This is a genomic window from Pseudoclavibacter sp. AY1F1, from assembly GCF_002931075.1.
In the GTDB taxonomy this organism is placed as follows: Bacteria; Actinomycetota; Actinomycetes; order Actinomycetales; family Microbacteriaceae; genus Pseudoclavibacter.
This window is the reverse complement of sequence record NZ_PSTQ01000010.1, coordinates 114,248-131,073: the sequence shown is the minus strand read 5'-3', so window position 1 is coordinate 131,073 and position 16,826 is coordinate 114,248. Positions and strand designations below refer to the sequence as shown.

The 16,826-nt window shown below is 67.7% G+C and carries 15 protein-coding genes; 7 read left to right on the top strand and 8 right to left on the bottom strand.

Annotation, left to right across the window (positions count from 1 at the left end):
- Window positions 1-180: 180 nt before the first annotated feature.
- The 3 genes from C5B85_RS14600 to C5B85_RS14590 all read right to left on the bottom strand — a co-directional run bounded on the left by C5B85_RS14600 (window position 181) and on the right by C5B85_RS14590 (window position 3,880).
- On the bottom strand, window positions 181-1,293 hold the full coding sequence (locus tag C5B85_RS14600) for a transaldolase family protein (RefSeq protein ID WP_104286734.1): 1,113 nt from the start codon (window positions 1,291-1,293) through the stop codon (window positions 181-183).
- Window positions 1,294-1,574: 281 nt separating this feature from the next.
- A complete protein-coding gene (locus C5B85_RS14595; RefSeq protein ID WP_104286733.1) occupies window positions 1,575-2,432 on the bottom strand; it encodes a hypothetical protein in 858 nt (285 codons plus the stop codon).
- The gene (locus C5B85_RS14590) at window positions 2,432-3,880 is read right to left on the bottom strand and encodes an AI-2E family transporter (protein ID WP_258070818.1); all 1,449 of its coding nucleotides are present in this window, start codon (window positions 3,878-3,880) and stop codon (window positions 2,432-2,434) included. Before C5B85_RS14590 ends, C5B85_RS14595 begins: the two co-directional genes overlap by 1 nt.
- A gap of 119 nt (window positions 3,881-3,999) precedes the next feature.
- Between C5B85_RS14590 and purS the strand changes: the two genes are divergently transcribed.
- Genes purS through C5B85_RS14575 form a run of 3 tightly spaced genes read left to right on the top strand, consistent with a single transcriptional unit; the run spans window position 4,000 to window position 5,606 of the window.
- Window positions 4,000-4,365 (top strand): phosphoribosylformylglycinamidine synthase subunit PurS, encoded by a 366-nt coding sequence (gene purS, locus C5B85_RS14585; protein WP_104286732.1) that lies wholly within the window; start codon window positions 4,000-4,002, stop codon window positions 4,363-4,365.
- Window positions 4,362-5,066 (top strand): phosphoribosylformylglycinamidine synthase subunit PurQ, encoded by a 705-nt coding sequence (purQ, locus tag C5B85_RS14580; protein WP_104286731.1) that lies wholly within the window; start codon window positions 4,362-4,364, stop codon window positions 5,064-5,066. Before purS ends, purQ begins: the two co-directional genes overlap by 4 nt.
- 33 nt (window positions 5,067-5,099) lie before the next feature.
- Window positions 5,100-5,606: a DUF3817 domain-containing protein gene (locus tag C5B85_RS14575; protein ID WP_104286730.1), complete on the top strand. Its 507-nt coding sequence runs from the start codon at window positions 5,100-5,102 to the stop codon at window positions 5,604-5,606.
- Window positions 5,607-5,713: 107 nt separating this feature from the next.
- On the opposite strand, the gene C5B85_RS14570 is transcribed toward C5B85_RS14575, so the two are convergent.
- Together C5B85_RS14570 and C5B85_RS14565 are read right to left on the bottom strand one after the other, a co-directional pair.
- Window positions 5,714-6,742 (bottom strand): ATP-dependent 6-phosphofructokinase, encoded by a 1,029-nt coding sequence (locus C5B85_RS14570; protein WP_104286729.1) that lies wholly within the window; start codon window positions 6,740-6,742, stop codon window positions 5,714-5,716.
- Window positions 6,743-6,924: 182 nt separating this feature from the next.
- Complete coding sequence (locus C5B85_RS14565) at window positions 6,925-8,445, bottom strand: MFS transporter (RefSeq protein ID WP_181064453.1); 1,521 nt, start codon at window positions 8,443-8,445, stop codon at window positions 6,925-6,927.
- A gap of 54 nt (window positions 8,446-8,499) precedes the next feature.
- On the opposite strand from C5B85_RS14565, the gene C5B85_RS19410 reads away from it, so the two are divergent.
- Window positions 8,500-9,054 carry a TetR/AcrR family transcriptional regulator gene (locus C5B85_RS19410; protein WP_104286728.1) on the top strand — a complete coding sequence of 185 codons (555 nt, stop codon included), beginning with the start codon at window positions 8,500-8,502 and terminating at the stop codon, window positions 9,052-9,054.
- A 187-nt stretch (window positions 9,055-9,241) separates the two neighbouring features.
- On the opposite strand, the gene C5B85_RS14555 is transcribed toward C5B85_RS19410, so the two are convergent.
- Complete coding sequence (locus C5B85_RS14555) at window positions 9,242-10,285, bottom strand: LacI family DNA-binding transcriptional regulator (RefSeq protein ID WP_104286727.1); 1,044 nt, start codon at window positions 10,283-10,285, stop codon at window positions 9,242-9,244.
- Window positions 10,286-10,481: 196 nt separating this feature from the next.
- On the opposite strand from C5B85_RS14555, the gene C5B85_RS14550 reads away from it, so the two are divergent.
- The 3 genes from C5B85_RS14550 to C5B85_RS14540 all read left to right on the top strand — a co-directional run bounded on the left by C5B85_RS14550 (window position 10,482) and on the right by C5B85_RS14540 (window position 13,667).
- Window positions 10,482-11,417 (top strand): dihydrodipicolinate synthase family protein, encoded by a 936-nt coding sequence (locus tag C5B85_RS14550; RefSeq protein ID WP_104286726.1) that lies wholly within the window; start codon window positions 10,482-10,484, stop codon window positions 11,415-11,417.
- Window positions 11,418-11,610: 193 nt separating this feature from the next.
- Entirely contained in the window at window positions 11,611-12,912 is a 1,302-nt protein-coding gene (locus tag C5B85_RS14545; RefSeq protein ID WP_104286725.1) for an Nramp family divalent metal transporter, read from the top strand.
- A gap of 182 nt (window positions 12,913-13,094) precedes the next feature.
- Window positions 13,095-13,667: a YdeI family protein gene (locus C5B85_RS14540; RefSeq protein ID WP_104286724.1), complete on the top strand. Its 573-nt coding sequence runs from the start codon at window positions 13,095-13,097 to the stop codon at window positions 13,665-13,667.
- A gap of 162 nt (window positions 13,668-13,829) precedes the next feature.
- On the opposite strand, the gene thrC is transcribed toward C5B85_RS14540, so the two are convergent.
- Both thrC and C5B85_RS14530 read right to left on the bottom strand, forming a co-directional pair.
- Window positions 13,830-15,254, bottom strand: a complete 1,425-nt coding sequence (gene thrC / locus C5B85_RS14535; protein WP_104286769.1) for a threonine synthase — start codon at window positions 15,252-15,254, stop codon at window positions 13,830-13,832.
- Window positions 15,255-15,315: 61 nt separating this feature from the next.
- Complete coding sequence (locus tag C5B85_RS14530; RefSeq protein ID WP_104286768.1) at window positions 15,316-16,806, bottom strand: amino acid permease; 1,491 nt, start codon at window positions 16,804-16,806, stop codon at window positions 15,316-15,318.
- Window positions 16,807-16,826 lie beyond the last annotated feature (20 nt).

The following is a 16,826-nucleotide window of genomic DNA, read 5'->3' as shown; positions in this document are numbered from 1 at the left end:
TGCGGGGCGGCGCGGGGCGGGCGCGCAAAAGGGGAGGATCCGTGGGTTCTCCTCGCGAGAAAACTACGAACCCTCCCCCAGGCGTCGCCACGCTGATTGAGCAGCAGGCGAGGTGAGCCCAGCGCACTCCGGGTGTCGCGACGCGGCGCGGCCGAGCTCAGTTCGGGAAGCGGATGGAACCTAGGCGGCTGGCACGAGGATGTCGCGCACGAGGGCGTCGAGTTGGGCGTCCGCGTCGAGGAACTGGCGAAGCGTGTTACGCGCGGCACCGAAGTCCTCGAACTGCTCAGGCGTCATGCCGTCGACGTCGTAGGCGCGGCGGAACTCGCTGAGCTCGCCGAGCTCAGCCAAGATCGCGGCGTCGACGGGCACGTGGATGCGCTCGGAGACTGGGAGGTTGTTCTCGTTGATGCGCGCCTGCCAGTCGAACGGCGGCGAGACGACGATGTCGCCGCCAACGAGCTCTGACCACTGGAGCTGGTTGCGGAACGCGGCCGACAGCACGCGGCTGCGGTAGCCGCGCTCCTGGAAGACGGAGTGCGCGTGCTTGAGCGCGGCGACGCCCGCCCACTCGAGGATGCCGGGGGTGACGAGGATGCGGTTCGCGGTCGTCCACTTCTTGAGCCAGTCGTCGAGGCGCCCGCCCATGATGGTGACGACGTGGCCGAACTCCTGCTCGGGGAGACCGTCGGCCGCGCGGCGGTCGAGGGCCCGCTCGAGTGCGGCACCGACAGCCACAGCCTGGGGCACGGTGAAGCTGAGGGTCGCGTTGATGCTCACACCGCGGTAGGCGGCCTCTTCCATGGCCTCGATGCCCGTCTTCGTCGCGGGAATCTTGACGATGATGTTCTTCGCCAGCTTCGAGAACTCCTCGGCCTGGTCCGCGAGGGCCGCGGCGTCGCGGTGCAGGCGGGGGTCGGTCTGGATGGAGAGGCGACCGTTGCGGCCACCGCTGCGCGCGAACTCCGGCTCGAGGAGGCGTGCCGCGTCGATCGACAGGTCACGCACGGCCTGCCAGCCGATCTCGGACTCACCCCAGGTGGGGTTCTGGGCCGCGATCTCCTTGATACGCGGACCCCAGACATCCGGGCGCTTCTTGATGGCGGCGAACGCGATGACCGGGTTGCAGGTCGCGCCGACTGCTCCGAACTCGATCGACTTCGTGAGCTCTTCCGGGTCTGCCGAGTCGTTCCAGAGGGCGGTTTTCGTGTTCTGGGCAGCCCACGCGAGCGGCGCGAGGTTCGTGACTGGAGTGCCCTTGTCGTTGGAAGGCGCTGTTTCGAGCAGGGTCATGGTGTTCTCCTCATCGGTGGCTGTTGGCCGGGTTCGCCGGTGCCGCGGCAGCCACACACCCCGAGGTTCGGGGCACTGAGCCTCGCGAGCGGTCACGGACACGGATGCTCGCCCTCGAGCCCGCGCCAACGACTACCCGCCTGCCGCATATGTCCTGACATTATCACAACAGCTATTACCGAGGCCAGAGCTCTCCCCCGACGAATCACGCTCGGGATGCGCGCCCCGGGCGAGGAGCTGCTCGACGAATTCGACAACCTCAGCGAGGAGATCCGGACGGACTACTGATCGGCAGCCTGGGTGCCGGGCAGCCCAGACTGCCCGTCCTTCTGCGGGCGTCGGAGAAGGAGGATTGCAGCAACAGACGCGACGAGCAGCAGCGCGCTGAGCATCCCGAGAACCCAGAGCACGTCCCACAGGTAGCGGTCCCACCAGGACGGGTCGAAGTCGACGATCGCGAACCACGTGTTCTGGAACGCCTCCGCCGCGTTCCGCCCGCGCGCGTTGCTCTCGCCGGACACCCACAGCGCCGGGGCGAGGAAGACGAGCATGAGCATGCCGGAGAAAGTCAGGCGCTCGAGCCGAGCCCTCGCGAGGCTCCCCCTCGGTGCCGGCTCGGCGTTGATCGACGCGGCCCGCGCGGGATCGCGCCAGGACATGACGGGAAGTACCACGAACACGAGGCCGACAAGCGCCCCGCCGAGCACGGCCGCGACGCCAAGCAGCCAGGTGAGAAAGGCATTGAGCAGCAGCTCCGCGATCGGCGATTCCGTCTCGTTGAGTTCCGGCACGATGCCGCCTGTGAGCGTCAATACGAGGAGGAGCAGCGAACCGAGCAGCCAAGCGGCCGTGAAGAGCACCGGCCCGACCACCATGGTGCGGACCATGAAGCGCGCGAGCAGCGGACGCTCTGGCGTGTCCGGAATACCGAGGAGCTCGACGATCAGCCAGATCCCAAGGAGCGCGGGAGCCCCCATGCCCACATACGACCATGCGGAGGCGTCATATGGGAACTGAGTGACGTCGGCGATCGTGTACAGCGTCCAGACGCCGACGAGCACGGCCACTGCGATGCTCGCCGAGCTGAGCTCGGCGAGCATCCCCTTGTTCCGGATACCCCGGGTGAGCTGGCTCCACATCAGACGTCGATGTTCGAGCCCTTAGCGGCCGAGACGTCACCGACAGCCGAACCCTCTTCGCCGAGTTCCCTGCGCCACGGCAACCTCGTGCGCATGTCATCCGGAACGGACTCGTCTTCCTGCAGCTTCTCGAGCGGCTCGTACCAGGCGCGGATGAGCGCCCAGCTGACCGCCGCGACGGGAACGGCGAGGAGCGTGCCGATGATGCCGCCGAGGATCGTGCCGACGGTCAGCGCGATGAGCACAACCAGCTCGTGGAGCTTCAGCGACTTGCCGAGCACAACCGGCTGCAGGAAGTTGCCCTCGAGCTGGTTGACAAGCACGACGATTCCGACGACCACGATGGCCGGGACGAGGCCGTTGGTGACGAGGGCGACCAGGGCAGCCAGGATGCCGGCAAGGGTGGCACCCACGATGGGGATGAACGCGAGGATGAAGACGAGCACAGCGAGCGGGAATGCAAGCGGAACACCGATGATCGCGAGGCCGATGCCGATGAACACCGCATCGACCAGGGCGACGATGACGGTGCCGCGCACGTAGCCGCCCATGACCTCGACGGCACGCGAGCCCATGAGCCTCGCGCGACGCTTGTTCGCGCCCTTGAGCGGCTTCGTGAGGAAGCCCCAGATGAGCGGCCCGTCTTTCATGAAGAAGAACAGGATGACCACGAAGAGCACGCCGCTCGTGATGAACGTCGTGACGCCCGAGATGCCCGCGGTCAGACCGCTCGCCGCCGCGTTCCCGAACTGGCTCGTGAAGATGAAGTCCTGAGCCTGCCCGATCCACTCGTTGATCTGGTCCTGGTTGATCGCGATCGGGAACGTCGCGTTCGCCCATTCGATGGCCTGGTTGAAGCCCTGGACCGCCTGGTCAGACAGCTCGCCCCACTGGTTGCGAACCAGCAGCACAACCGTGGTGAGGGCGCCGCCGAGGAACACGATGATGGCAAGCAGCACGGTCACCGTCGCAAGAGCTGGCGGCCACTTCTTCGACGTGAGGAACCTGATGATCGGCCAGGCGGCAGCCGAGACGATGAGGGCGAGCAGCACGGGGATGACGACGATCGTGACCTGGAGTCCCGCAAAGATCAGCAGGGTCGCGGCCGCCACGATGACAAGGCCCTGCAGCGCACGCGTCGCGACACGACCCAGCTGATCGGTCCACATGACGCCAACGCTCGTGGGGCGGCGGCCCCTGCCCTCGCCGTCGTCTGGCGCGTACGCCTGAACGGCGTTGCCGCCGACCATGACCTCGTCGCGGGCGGGGGCGTCGAGGTGCTCAACGGGCGCCGCCGCCTGGGCCGCCAGCTGAGCAGCGATGGATGTTGCGGAGGGCGCCGGCAGCGCGGCGGGGCGTTCCTGCCTGCCGCCACCGAAAAGGCGCTTGAGCTTGTCGCGCATGGGTGCTCCCGAAATGTCAGTGAGGCGGCCGGTGGAGGTGCCCACGGCCGCGAATGTGGGTCAAGGCTATGCGTGTGCACCGACATTCTGAGCGAGCCTCGCGCGTCGGCGCCTGACGGTAAGCTGGGGGCGTCTCTTTCCTCCACCGATCGGAGCCGCTCCCGATGCCCAAGATCGTCGTCATCGTCATGCCAAAGCAGGAACTTCTCGACCCGCAGGGCAAGGCCGTCGCCGGAGCCCTCTCGCGCCTCGGCAAGGACCACCTGCACGACGTGCGCGTTGGCAAGCGCTTCGAGATCACCACCGACCGCGAGGTCACGGCAGAGCTCATGGAGGAGATCTCGCAGGTCGCCGACGAGCTCCTCGCCAACGGAGTCATCGAGGACGTCATCTCCATTGACGTCCTGCCAGACGGCACCGAATCGGCTGAAGAAGCCGACGAGGTCGACGACGCGGTCGCCACCGACACCGAGGCCTCACTCGCGTCGGTCATCGCAGCCGAGGTTCAGTCGAAGGGCTCCGCTTCATGAGCCCCCGCGTCGGCGTCATCACCTTCCCCGGATCGCTCGACGACCGTGACGCGCAGCGCGCAGTCCGCCTCGCCGGCGGCGAAGCCGTCGCCCTCTGGCACAGCGAGCACGACCTGCACGGCGTCGACGCCATCATCCTTCCAGGCGGCTTCAGCTATGGCGACTACCTCCGCGCCGGGGCGATCGCGAGCCACTCGCCGATAATGGCCGAGGTCATCACGGCAGCCAATGCGGGCCTGCCCGTCCTGGGCATCTGCAACGGCTTCCAGATGCTGACCGAGGCGCACCTCCTGCCAGGTGGGCTCATCCGCAACGACCACGGCAAGTTCGTGTGCCGCGACCAGGTGCTTCGTGTCGAGAACAACGACACGGTTTGGACCAACGCGTACGAGAAGAACGCCGAGATCACCATCCCGCTGAAGAACGGCGAAGGCGGGTTCATCGCGGACGACGAGACGCTCTCCCGCATCGAAGGCGAAGGCCAGGTCGCGTTCCGCTACGTCGACGTCAACCCGAACGGCTCGCGCAACAACATCGCGGGCCTCACCAACGAGCGCGGCAACGTGGTCGGTCTCATGCCGCACCCCGAGCACGCGGTCGAGCTCGGCTTCGGGCCAGACACAGCAACCCACATGGCGTCCGGCCTCGACGGGCTCCCGATCTTCCGCAGCGCCGTCGAGGCGCTGCTCGCGCGCGTCTAGACGTTGTCGGAAACGAACGGGGCGAGCGCTCAGATGACGCAGACCACGGCGAGCTCTCCGGCGACCGAGGCCGACGACCGGCGCCTCACTCCGCGCGTCCTGCTGCGCGCCGTCTCGATCGGCGAGGCCATCACGTGGGCCCTGCTGCTCACGGGCATGTTCCTCAAGTACGTCACGCAGACCACCGACCTGCTCGTCTCGGTCGGCGGTTCACTGCACGGGGCCATGTTCATGGTCTACCTGGTCGTGACGGCCTTTGTCGGCATCAACCAGCGCTGGCCGTGGTGGATGTTCGGGCTCGGCTGGTTCGCGGCCATCCCGCCGTTCGCCACCCTCGTCTACGACTGGTGGGCTGAGCGCCGCGGCGCGCTCGAGGGCGGCTGGCGAGACGCCCCCGCGAACGGCTTCTCACTGCAGCGCATCGTGCGCTGGTTCGTCGACCGGCCAATCACGATGAGCGTTGCTGTCATCGTGCTGGCCGTCGTCATCCTCACCGGATCCCTCAGCGGCGCTCTGGTCGGGCCGACCGGCACCCACTGAGCCAAGAGCACCTCCACAAAACCCTGACCGACGCGAAGAGGGCGGATGCACGTGCATCCGCCCTCTTCGCGTATCTCGGGTCAGTGACCCTCCGACCGAGCTCGTAGCTAGCGGCCGAAGAAGATCTTCGCCTGGTCCCAGCGATCCTGCGGAACCGTCTTGAGGCCGTCGAGCGCCTCCTCGAAGGCGACCGTCTGCATCTCCGTGCCGCGGAGGGCGACCATGTTGCCCCACTGCTTCGCGTTGACCATGTCGACGGCGTACTGGCCGAAGCGGGTCGCGAGCACGCGGTCGAAGCCGGTCGGCGCGCCACCTCGCTGGATGTGGCCAAGGGTCGTGTTGCGGGTCTCGATGCCCGTGAGCTTCTCGAGCTCAGCAGTCACGTAGTCACCGACACCGCCGAGCAGCGGCCGGCCGGAGACCTCGGTGCCCTGCGAGAGCACGTCGTCCATGCCCTCGGGGATGAACCCTTCGGCGACGACAACAAGCGGCGAGCGCCCGCGCTGGTGCACCTCGGAGACCCACTCCGCGACCTGAGTCATCGCGACCTTCTGCTCGGGAATGAGCACGGCGTGCGCGCCGGCAGCCATACCCGAATGGAGGGCGATCCAGCCCACGTTGCGACCCATGACCTCAGCCACCATCACGCGGTGGTGCGACTCGCCGGTCGTACGGAGGCGGTCCATGGCGTCGGTCGCGATCTGCACGGCCGTGTCGAAGCCGAACGTGTAGTCCGTGGCCTGGAGGTCGTTGTCGATCGTCTTCGGCACCCCGATGACGGGGATACCGGCGTCAGCGAGACGCTTCGCGCCAGCCAGCGTGCCCTCGCCGCCGATCGCGATGAGCGCATCCACCGAGTGGCGCTCCATCATGACGGCGATGTTGTCAGGACCACCATTGGGGCCGTCGAACGGGTTCGTGCGCGAGGTGCCGAGGATCGTGCCGCCCTGCTTCGCGAGGCCGCGGACCTTCGTGCGGGGAAGGTCCATGATGTCGCCCTCGATGACACCCCGCCAGCCGTCGCGGAAGCCCACGAACTCGTTGTCGTAGGTCTTGATGCCGTGGAGCACGCTGCCGCGAATGACAGCGTTGAGTCCGGGGCAGTCGCCGCCGCTGGTCAGCAGTCCGATCTTCATGCGTTCGTTCTCCTCTGGGTGTGGCAATACACGCAAACAGCCATCACGGTTGAGTAGCCCACCCACTGCGGAACGAATTCAATGCAGAAGCGGATTCCTGCGTTGGAAGACGGCTCGACTGCGACAGTACCGGGTCCGGGTGTCTGGCGCGATTTCTGCCGATTTCCCGGCCCCGCCGCGAGCTACGCCGAGGCCTTGCCGACCATGCGCAGCGCGAGGAAGATCGCGCCGACCATGAGCACGGCACCAACCGCCGACGTGACCGTGCTGCCCGCGTCGAAGGCGTGGAACGCCGAGTCAAGCAGGGTCTGGGCCTGCGACGTCATGCCGCTCGCTTCAAGCTCGCTCGAGACGTTCACGGCGCCAGCGAGCGTCTCGCGGGCGGCGTGAGCCTGCTCGGCCGTTGCACCTTCCGGCACAACCATGCCGGAACGGTAGCTCGCCGTCAGCACGCCGCCGAGGACGCTCGTGCCGAGCACCGCGCCCACCTCGTACGCCGTCTCCGACACGGCGGAAGCCGCGCCGGCCTTCGCCGGCGGAACGCTCGCGATGATGACGTCGTTCGAGAGCGTCTCGGCGATGGCGATTCCCGCCGCGAGCAGCGTGAACGCCGCCACGAGCATCCACAGCGGGGCGGAGCCGCCCGTGATCGCAAGCGACAGGTAGGCGAGGAACGCGAGGCCGAGGCCGAACGCCATGGCGATGTGCACCTTCACGCGGCGCACGACGCGCACGATGAGGAGGCCGGCGACGATCATCATGACCGTTCCGGGCAGCAGCATGAGACCGGCCTGCAGCGGCGTGAGGCCGAGGATGAGCTGGAGGTGCTGCGACAGGAAGAAGAGCAGCCCGACCAGCGCGACGACACTCACGAGGTTCACGAGCACCGAGCCGGTGAAGGCGGGCACCGCGAAGAGACGCATGTCGAGGATCGGGTTCTCCTGCTTGAGGAGGCGCCGCACGAACAGCCAGCCGGACAGCAGGCCGACGAGGAGCGCGCCGACCGAGATGAAGTCGAGGCCGTCAGTCGCGGTGTGCTTGATGGCGAAGACGATCGGCGCGAGCGCCGCCATGGAGAGCAGGATCGCGGGCACGTCGATGGGGCCGGGGTTCGGGTCGCGCGACTCGGTGACGAGCAGCGGCGCGAAGATCAGGAGCGGCAGCAGGAACGGCACGGCGATGAGGAACACGGATCCCCAGTGGAAGTGCTCGAGGAGCACACCGCCGACGATCGGCCCGATGGCCGTGCCCGCCGAGAAGCCGGTCGCCCAGATCGCGATGGCGAGGCGGCGCTGCGCGCGGTCGTGGAACATGCCACGGAGCAGCGAGAGCGTGCAGGGCATGATCATGGCGCCGAATACGCCGAGCAGCAGGCGTGACAGCAGCAGCATCTCGGCCGAGACGGAGAACGCCGCAAGCACGGAGACGAGCGCGAAGCCCGTGGATCCGATGAGCAGCAGCTTGCGGCGGCCGATGCGGTCGCCGAACGAGCCCATCGTGACGAGGAGCCCCGCAAGGACAAGCGGGTAGATGTCGATGATCCAGAGCTGCATCGCGGCGCTCGGCTCGAGGTCGAGCGCGATGTAGGGAAGGGCGAAGCTGAGGACCGTGTTGTCGATCGACACGAGGAGGACGGGGAGCATCAGCACCGCGAGGCCGAGCCATTCCTTCCGGCCTGCGCGCTGTTCGATCAGTGTGGTCATAAGAGAGGACTATACCGACCAGCCGGTACAGTTGGCAACTGTAGGATGTCGGCCATGAGCTCCGCCAGAGAGAAGATCCTCGACGCCTACGAGGAGTCACTGACCACAGTGGGCGTCGCCGCGACCACCCTCGACGCCGTTGCCCGCATCGCCAGCGTCTCGAAGGGTGGTCTCATCTACCACTTCCCCTCGAAGGAAGCGCTGGCAGACGCGCTCATCGCGCGCTTCGCAGGCATGGCCCGTGCAAGCGCGGACCAGCTGCAGGGTGATGCCGCGACCACCGTCCGCCATTTCATCGAGATGAGCAGCTCCGTCGGCGACGAGCTCGACACCGCCTGGCTCGCCGTCATGAACCTCTCCCGCAACGGCAACCAGGGCGCGACCCGCGCCATCCTCGAACTCGAACGCTCGTGGCACGACACGATCCTCGAGTCGACCGGCAGCCCCCTCGTCGCGCACATGACGAAGCTCCTCGGCGACGGCCTCTACCACTCGACGTCGTTTGTCACCGAGTCGCGCGAGAGCCTGCCGGAAGCGGCGAAGCTCCTGCCGAGCGACGAGGAGCGCGAGGCGATCATCCGAACCCTCCTCGACCTGCTCGACGACTGACGCGAGCAGCGGAGTAACGCTGCGCAGCGCTTGCCCGCCGAGCCATTCGAGTCAAGCTCTGGCCAGGCTCTGTCCAACATCAGTGCAATAAACGCCCGAATGTGCCGTTACGCCCCAGGAAGCCCCGATTTTGCACTGATGTTGGTCAGGGCCACCTCGGAAGCGGAAGCTGCGGCGGCCCGGAGCCTCAGCGGTGCGGTGGCGGGCAGCTGGATGCTCGCGGGATGAGGGTCGGCATCGCGCGCCGGATGGCTGGCCCGACCCCGGGCGTCAGCAGCAGCTCGAGTGCCGTCGTCGCGATCTGGTCGAACGAAGTGCGCACCGAAGTGAGCGGCACGGGCAGCGCCTCGGCGAGAGGGACGTCGTTGTAACCGACGAGCGCCAGGTCGGTGCCGATGCGCAGGCCGTGGCGGTGCGAGGCGGCCATGACGCCGAGGGCGAGGTTGTCGTTGGCGGCGAAGATGGCGGTCGGCGGCACATTGGTGGCGTTCAGGATGCGCTCGGCCGCGGCAGCGCCATGCTCGATGCGGAAGCCGTCGCCCGCGATGCGATGCTCCGGGATCTCGACGTGGGCCTCGCGCGCCGCTCGCAGGGCCCCGGCGAGACGGTCGCGGGCACTGGAGGTGAAGTCCGGTCCGGTGACGAGCGCGATGTCGCGGTGCCCGAGGTCGATGAGGTGGCGCACGGCGAGGTAGCCGCCGACCTCGTCGTCGCCGAGAGAGGAGGGGCTCACCCCGTCGGTGCGCAGCACGAGCGCGAGCGGGATGCCTGACTCCTGCAGCGACTGGGGGAAGCTGTCGACACGGCGCGATGAGGCGATGATGAGCGCGTCGACGTTGCGGTCGAGGAGCACTTGGGCTGCGCGCTGCTCGCCTTCGGCATCGTCGCCCGTCGTCGCGACGACGGCGACGTAGCCTCGTGCGGCCGCGGCGCGCTCGATCGCTTCGTACATGAGCGCCATGACCGTGTCGCTGAGGCGCGGCACGAGCACGCCGATGGTACTGGTGGACCCGCGGCGGAGCTGGGACGCGAAGACGTTGCGCCGGTAGCCGAGCTCGTTCGCGATCTCGCGGACGCGCACGGCCGTCACCGACTGCGATTGGGCGGCGCGTTCGTCGAGGATGCGGCTGACCGTCGAGATGCTGACACCTGCTTCCGCGGCGACCTGCTTGAGGGTCACGACTCGACGCTCGCCCGCACCGGGGGCAACAGCACTGTCGTTTCGCCTCATGCGGAGGAGTGTATCCCGGGCGCTGACGCTCCTCCGGCAGGAATCTCAGGATCCGGGGGTTGACAGTGGAAACGTTTGCATCAAGACTTGCAATCGTTCCCGCAAACGTTTGCAAAACGCAAGTGCAGAAGCAGAAGCACCGCCAGCTCGCGACGGCCGGGACCCACCACCTCAACGATGAGCAAAGGAAGACAAGATGTCGATCGATCTCCGCGGCCTTTCCCCCGCCCCCGTCACGCCCTTCACCGAGGATGGAGCCGTCGACTACGACGCCATCCAGCGCCTCGGCTCCTGGCTCGGCTCCGTCGACGGGGTCAAGAGCCTCGTCGTCCTCGGCCACGCCGGCGAGGGCACGTTCCTCACGCAGACCGAGCAGGCCAAGGTCATCACGGCCTTCCGCGAGTCGGTCGACTCCCGCATCCCGATCGTCGCCGGCATCACCCAGGAGGGCAACGCCGTCGCCGCCGAAGAAGCCAAGCGGGCAGTGGATGCTGGCGCGTCCGCCGGCCTCGTCTACCCGTCCCACGGATGGCTGCGCTTCGGCTACCAGGACGGCGCACCGCAGACGCGGTACCGGGACATCTACGAAGAGAGTGGACTCCCGCTGATCCTCTTCCAGTACCCCGACAACACGAAGGCCAGCTACAACCTCGACACGCAGCTCGAGATCGCAGGCCAGGAGGGTGTGTTCGCGACGAAGAACGGCGTGCGCAACATGCGCCGCTGGTACACCGAGATCCCCGCGCTGCGCGCCGCCTACCCGGAGTTGCAGATCCTCTCCTGTCACGACGAGTACCTGCTGCCCACGATGTTCGATGTCGACGGCCTGCTCGTCGGCTACGGCAACATCGCTCCCGAGGCACTTGTCGAGCTCATCGAGGCAGGCAAGGCGCACGACTACGACCGTGCGCACGAGATCCACGAGCGCCTCCTGCCCGTCACGAAGAACGTGTACCACCGCGGCTCGCACATGGAAGGCACAGTTGCACTCAAGTGGGGCCTTGTGCACCGGGGCATCCTCGACCACGCGACCGTGCGCACCCCGCTGCTGCCGCTCGCCGACGGCGCGGACCGCGAGATCGCCGAGGCGTTTGCTCTCGCCGGGCTCGACCGAGTCACGGTCGCTTCCTAGCAGGGAGGGGCAGCGACAACAGGGTCGCTGCCCCTACGCTTGACGTCGACTGCTCGACGATCGACGACACACGCCGCCCAGAAGCGGCTCTGGTCGCGCCGGTTCCCCCAACCTGCGCGCCCTCCAAGTCAATGACGACTTCGCGGCCGGATGCACAGCATCCGCTGAGCCGCACTCCACGAAGGAGACCCCCATGGGCGACACACGCCTCCACTCGACGCCGGGCACAGGCCACGCGCGCATCTCGACCGAAGCAGTCCGCACGATCGTCGAATCCAGCCGCACTCGCCGCCGCTTCTGGCAGCAGCTGGCCCTCATCGGCCCCGCGTTCGTCGCGGGCGCCTGGCAGTTCGGCCCGGGCAACCTCACCACCGCCGTCCAGGCGGGAAGCTCGTACCAGTACACGCTCATCTGGGTCATCGCCGTCTCGACGGTGCTCATGATCTTCCTCACGGACATGAGCGTGCGCCTCGGCATCAAGTCGCCGGTCTCGCTCATCGCCTCCATCAAGGACCACCTCGGGAAGCCCTTCGGGGTCGTCGCCGGCGTCGGCGTCTTCCTCATCACGCTCTGCTTCTCGGTGGGCAACGCGGTCGGCTCCGGCCTCGGGCTCTCCATGCTCGTCGAGGGCTCCTCCCCCGTCATGTGGACCGCCATCTGCACGCTCGGCGTCGCAGCCGTGCTGTTCATCCGCAGCATCTACAACGTCATCGAGAAGGTGCTCATCGGCATCGTCGCCCTCATGGCGATCTGCTTCGTCGTGAGCGCGTTCGTCGTGAACCCAGACTGGTCCGCGGCGGGCCGGGGGCTCATCCTCACGGCGCCAGAGGGCTCGTGGCTGCTCATCGTCGCCCTCGTCGGCACGAACTTCTCCATCAACGCCGCCTTCTACACCTCATACGGCACGAAGGAGCGCGGCCGCACGGAGGAGGACTACCGCGACGTGACGCTCGTCGACACGATCCCAGGCATCATCGCGCCCGGCATCATGACGGGGCTTGTCATCATCGTCGCGGCAGGCGCCCTGGGCAAGACCGAGGAGACGGCGACCTCGATCACCGGACTCGCGGCCATCTTCGAGCCGCTGGCCGGCCCGGTGGGAGGCTTCATCTTCGCCCTCGGGTTCGCGGGGTCAGCTTTCTCTTCGATGATCCCCAACGCCATCGCGGGCGGCACGATGCTGTCCGACGCCGTCGGAAGGGGCGGCTCCGCGAACACGCTCACGGCGCGGATCACGAGCGGGTTCATCCTGGCCTTCGGGCTCGGCGTGACGCTGCTCTTCCAGACCTCGCCGGTCGAGCTCATCGTGCTCGCCCAGGCCCTGACGATCCTGGTTGCGCCCATCCTGGCCGCGCTCATCATCATCATGGCCAACCGGCGTTCGCTGATGGGCGAGATGCGCAACAGGTGGTGGCAGAACGCGTTCGGCATCATCGGCTTGTTCGCGGTGCTCGCCCTCTCGGTGCGGCTCCTCATGAGCTTCATCGCCGGGTAGGCGCAACGTTTCGGCGACTTGGACCGACGGTCAAGGCCCGCGCTCAGCCTCCTGCTGGGCGCGGGTCTTGACCGACTTCCGGGATGAAGCGGGGAGGGACGCGTGGCTGGCGACCGGTGAGGCGCATCCATCGCGGAAGTTGGACGGCGCCGACTGGCCAGATGCCCTCCTAGGATGACGACATGGTGAGCTTTGCCGACAAACCCATCCACGAATTCACGATCGCGCAGTGGGAGGAGTTCCTCGCGGCCGGTCCCGACGACGGCGGCGTCCGCCTGAAGCTGCGGAAGAAGCTCTCGAAGGCGCCGGGCATCACCTGGCAAGAGGCCCTCGAGGTGGCCCTCTGCTTCGGGTGGATCGACGGCCAGTCGGCGCGGTTCGACGACGACTACATGCTGCAGGCGTTCACGCCTCGGCGGAAGAACAGCCCGTGGTCGCAGATCAACGTCGGGCACGTGGCACGCCTCATCGAGGAGGGGCGGATGCAGCCGGCCGGCCACGCGGAGGTCGAACGAGCCAAGGCCGACGGCCGCTGGGACGCCGCTTACCGAGTCAAGGATGCGGTGGTTCCCGCCGACCTGCAGGCGGCGCTCGACGCGAATCCCGCGGCGCTCGCCTTCTTCGAGGCCATGAAGAAGCAGGAACGCTTCCAGGTGATCTTCCGCATCACGGGCATCAAGACGCCCGCGATCCGTGCCGCGCGCATCCAGGATGTCGTCGAGAAGGCCGCCCGCGGAGAGCACCACTACAAGTAGGCGCGCGGCGCGGGCGGGCGGGGCGAAGCACGCGGCGGCGCCCCGCGAGAAAAGTTGGCCAGATGCATCCCCCTGAGATCAGGGAGGTGCATCTGGCCAACTCTTGTGCCCGTCGGGGCGGGCGGGGGCGAGGGCGCGGCGGAGGCGAGTGCGGGCGGGCAGCTAGCGCAGCACGCGCTCCGCGATGAACGCGCGCAGTGCCTGCTCGTCGTCGTCGAGCTCGACGACCCGCTGGGGTGCGTCGAGGAGGGCCTGTGTTTCCGCGTCGACCTCGACCTCGGCGCCGAGCGCCTCAGAGATCGTGTCGGCGAACTTCTGCGGCTTCGCGGTCTCCAGCACCAGCATGGGCACGCCGTCCTCGAGGTGCTCGCGGGCGACCTTCACGCCGTCGGCCGTGTGCGGGTCGATCGTGATCCCGGATGCGTCGTGGACGCTGCGGATCGTCGCGAGGCGGTCGGCATGCGTGCTGGTGCCACTGACGATGCCGAAGAGCGGCTCGAACGTGTGCTGGGCCACCGACAGGTCGATCTCGCCGGTCTCTGCGAGCTCGCTCCACGCGGCCGCCGTGCGTCCGCCGTCGCGGCCGAGCAACTCGAAGACGAAGCGCTCGAGGTTCGACGCGCGCGACACATCCATCGAGGGGCTCGACGTGGCGAGCGTGTTCTCGGCGTTGCGCGGGCGGTAGAAGCCCGTGCGGAAGAACTCGTCCAGCACGTTGTTCTCGTTGACGGCGAGCACAAGCTTGCGCACGGGCAGGCCCATGAGCTTCGCGTACAGGCCGGACAGGATGTTGCCGAAGTTGCCGGACGGCACCGCGAACGACACCTCGAAGCCGTCACGCGCATCCGCCGACAGCTCGTCAGTCGCCCGCAGCCACGCCCAGACGTAGTACGCGATCTGGGCCGAGATGCGGCCGAAGTTGATCGAGTTCACGGCGCCGATGTTGTTGCCGCGCTTGAAGTCGATGTCCTCGGCGAGGCGCTTCACGAGGTTCTGGCAGTCGTCGAAGACGCCCTTGACCGCGATGTTGTGCACATTCTCGTCCTGCAGTGAGTACATCTGCGCACGCTGGAACGCGCTCATGCGGCCCTGCGGGGAAAGCATGAAGACGGACACGCGCTCGCGGCCGCGCAGCGCGTGCTCCGCGGCGGACCCGGTGTCGCCCGAGGTCGCGCCGAGCACGTTGAGCACGCGGTCGCGCTTGCCGAGCACGTAGTCGAGCGTCTGGCCCAGGTACTGCATGGCCATGTCCTTGAACGCGAGGGTCGGCCCCTCGGACAGGCCGACCAGCGTGAGCCGCGCATCCAGCTTCTGCAGCGGCACGACATCTTCCGACACGAAGCGGCCCTCGCCGTACGCGTGCGCCGTGAGCTGCTCGAGGTCGTCGCGCGGGATGTCGGTCGCGAAGAGGCCGAGCACCGCCGTAGCCAGCCCTGCGTAGTCGAGCGAGCGCCAGCTCTCCAGGTCTTCGTTCGTGAAGCGGGGCAGCAGCTCCGGCACGGCGAGCCCGCCGTTCGGGGCGAGGCCCTCGAGAAGAACGTCGGAGTAGGAACCGAGCATGCCGCCACGGGTAGAGATGTATTGCAAGTTGCTCGCCTCAGTCATCGTGTTTCACCGGGAATGTGCGCCCCCATCGTATCGGGGCGGGTCAGTCGCGCGAGGTGCCCTTGACTTCCGGCGTCTGCTCGCGGGGCTGAACCTCGAGCGTGCCCGTCTCGTCGACGAGGTCCGCCCGCCGCTTACCGGCCGCCCCGACGGCGAACTGGTAGGCAAGGAGCATCAGCGCCAGCCACACGGCACCGACCACGAGGGCCACGCGCGTGTTCTCGAACCAGCCGAGCACCCCGAGCACAAACACGAGGAAGCCCAGCGTCGCCCACGACGCGTACGGCCACAGCGGAACGGGGAACTCGGAAGCGCTCCGCCCGCCACGCGCGATGTCACGCTTCATCGCGATGTGCGAGCAGACGATCATGATCCACACCCACACGGTCGCGAAGGTCGCGATCGAGGCGATCACGAGGAACACGTCCTCGGGGATCACGGCGTTCATCCACGCGCCGACCGCGAGCGCCGCGACCATGAGCGCCACCGTCGCCCACGGTACGCCGTTCCTCGAGACGCGCAGGAAGACGCGCGGCGCCTGCCCCTGCTCGGCGAGGCCGAAGATCATGCGCCCAGCCCCGAACACGTCCGAGTTGATGGCCGAGAGCGCCGCCGTGATGACCACGAAGTTCAGGATGTGCGGGGCGGCGGGGATCCCGAGGCCGTCGAAGATCGAGACGAACGGGCTCGCATCCCCCGTGATCGTGTTCCACGGCGCGAGCATCATGATGACCGCGAGCGCGCCGACGTAGAAGAGGAGGATGCGCAGCGGCACGCTGTTGATGGCCTTCGGGATGACCCGCTTCGGGTCTTGCGCCTCGCCCGCCGTGATGCCGATGATCTCGATGCCGCCGAACGCGAAGACCACGATCGCGAAGGAGGCGATGAGGCCTTCGATGCCCATCGGGAAGAACCCGCCCGCCGCCGGGTTGAAGAGCGCGCCGATGCCGGACGCATCCGCTGACTGGTTGCCGAAGCCGAAGATGATGATCGCGATGCCGCCCGCGATCATGGCGATGATCGCCGTGACCTTGACGAGGGCGAGCCAGAACTCGAGCTCGCCGAACGCGCGCACGCCGAGCAGGTTGATGGCGGCGATGAAGAGGATGACGGCGACGATCCAGACCCAGCGCGCGACGTCCGGGTACCAGAAGCCCATGTAGACGCCGAACGCGGTGACGTCGGCGATCGCGACGACGACCATCTCGAACGCGTACGTCCAACCGGTGATGAAGCCCCAGCGCGCGCCGAGGTAGCGGTTCGCGAACTGCCCGAACGACCCCGTCACGGGGTGACGCACCGTCATCTCCCCGAGCGCGCGCATCACCATGAAGACGGCGGCGCCGGCGATCATGTAGGCGAGCAGCACGGCTGGGCCGGCGGCCTGGATCGCAGCCGACGACCCGTAGAAGAGGCCCGTTCCGATGGCCGAGCCGAGCGCCATGAAGCGGATGTGCCGCGCCGTCAGCGCACGCGCGAGGGGCTGCTTCTGCGTCGCCCCGGTGTCGATGCCGTTGTTCTCGACCGTGTTCATGCGCAGCTCGTGTCTCTCGT

Coding starts and splice junctions, on each gene's coding strand:
- C5B85_RS14545 (WP_104286725.1), top strand. CDS start 11,611: ATGGGCGACACACGCCTCCACTCGACGCCGGGCACAGGCCACGCGCGC.
- C5B85_RS14565 (WP_181064453.1), bottom strand. CDS start 8,445: ATGACCACACTGATCGAACAGCGCGCAGGCCGGAAGGAATGGCTCGGC.
- C5B85_RS14550 (WP_104286726.1), top strand. CDS start 10,482: ATGTCGATCGATCTCCGCGGCCTTTCCCCCGCCCCCGTCACGCCCTTC.
- C5B85_RS14555 (WP_104286727.1), bottom strand. CDS start 10,285: ATGAGGCGAAACGACAGTGCTGTTGCCCCCGGTGCGGGCGAGCGTCGA.
- C5B85_RS19410 (WP_104286728.1), top strand. CDS start 8,500: ATGAGCTCCGCCAGAGAGAAGATCCTCGACGCCTACGAGGAGTCACTG.
- C5B85_RS14540 (WP_104286724.1), top strand. CDS start 13,095: ATGGTGAGCTTTGCCGACAAACCCATCCACGAATTCACGATCGCGCAG.
- C5B85_RS14595 (WP_104286733.1), bottom strand. CDS start 2,432: ATGTGGAGCCAGCTCACCCGGGGTATCCGGAACAAGGGGATGCTCGCC.
- C5B85_RS14530 (WP_104286768.1), bottom strand. CDS start 16,806: ATGAACACGGTCGAGAACAACGGCATCGACACCGGGGCGACGCAGAAG.
- C5B85_RS14600 (WP_104286734.1), bottom strand. CDS start 1,293: ATGACCCTGCTCGAAACAGCGCCTTCCAACGACAAGGGCACTCCAGTC.
- purS (WP_104286732.1), top strand. CDS start 4,000: ATGCCCAAGATCGTCGTCATCGTCATGCCAAAGCAGGAACTTCTCGAC.
- purQ (WP_104286731.1), top strand. CDS start 4,362: ATGAGCCCCCGCGTCGGCGTCATCACCTTCCCCGGATCGCTCGACGAC.
- C5B85_RS14570 (WP_104286729.1), bottom strand. CDS start 6,742: ATGAAGATCGGACTGCTGACCAGCGGCGGCGACTGCCCCGGACTCAAC.
- C5B85_RS14575 (WP_104286730.1), top strand. CDS start 5,100: ATGACGCAGACCACGGCGAGCTCTCCGGCGACCGAGGCCGACGACCGG.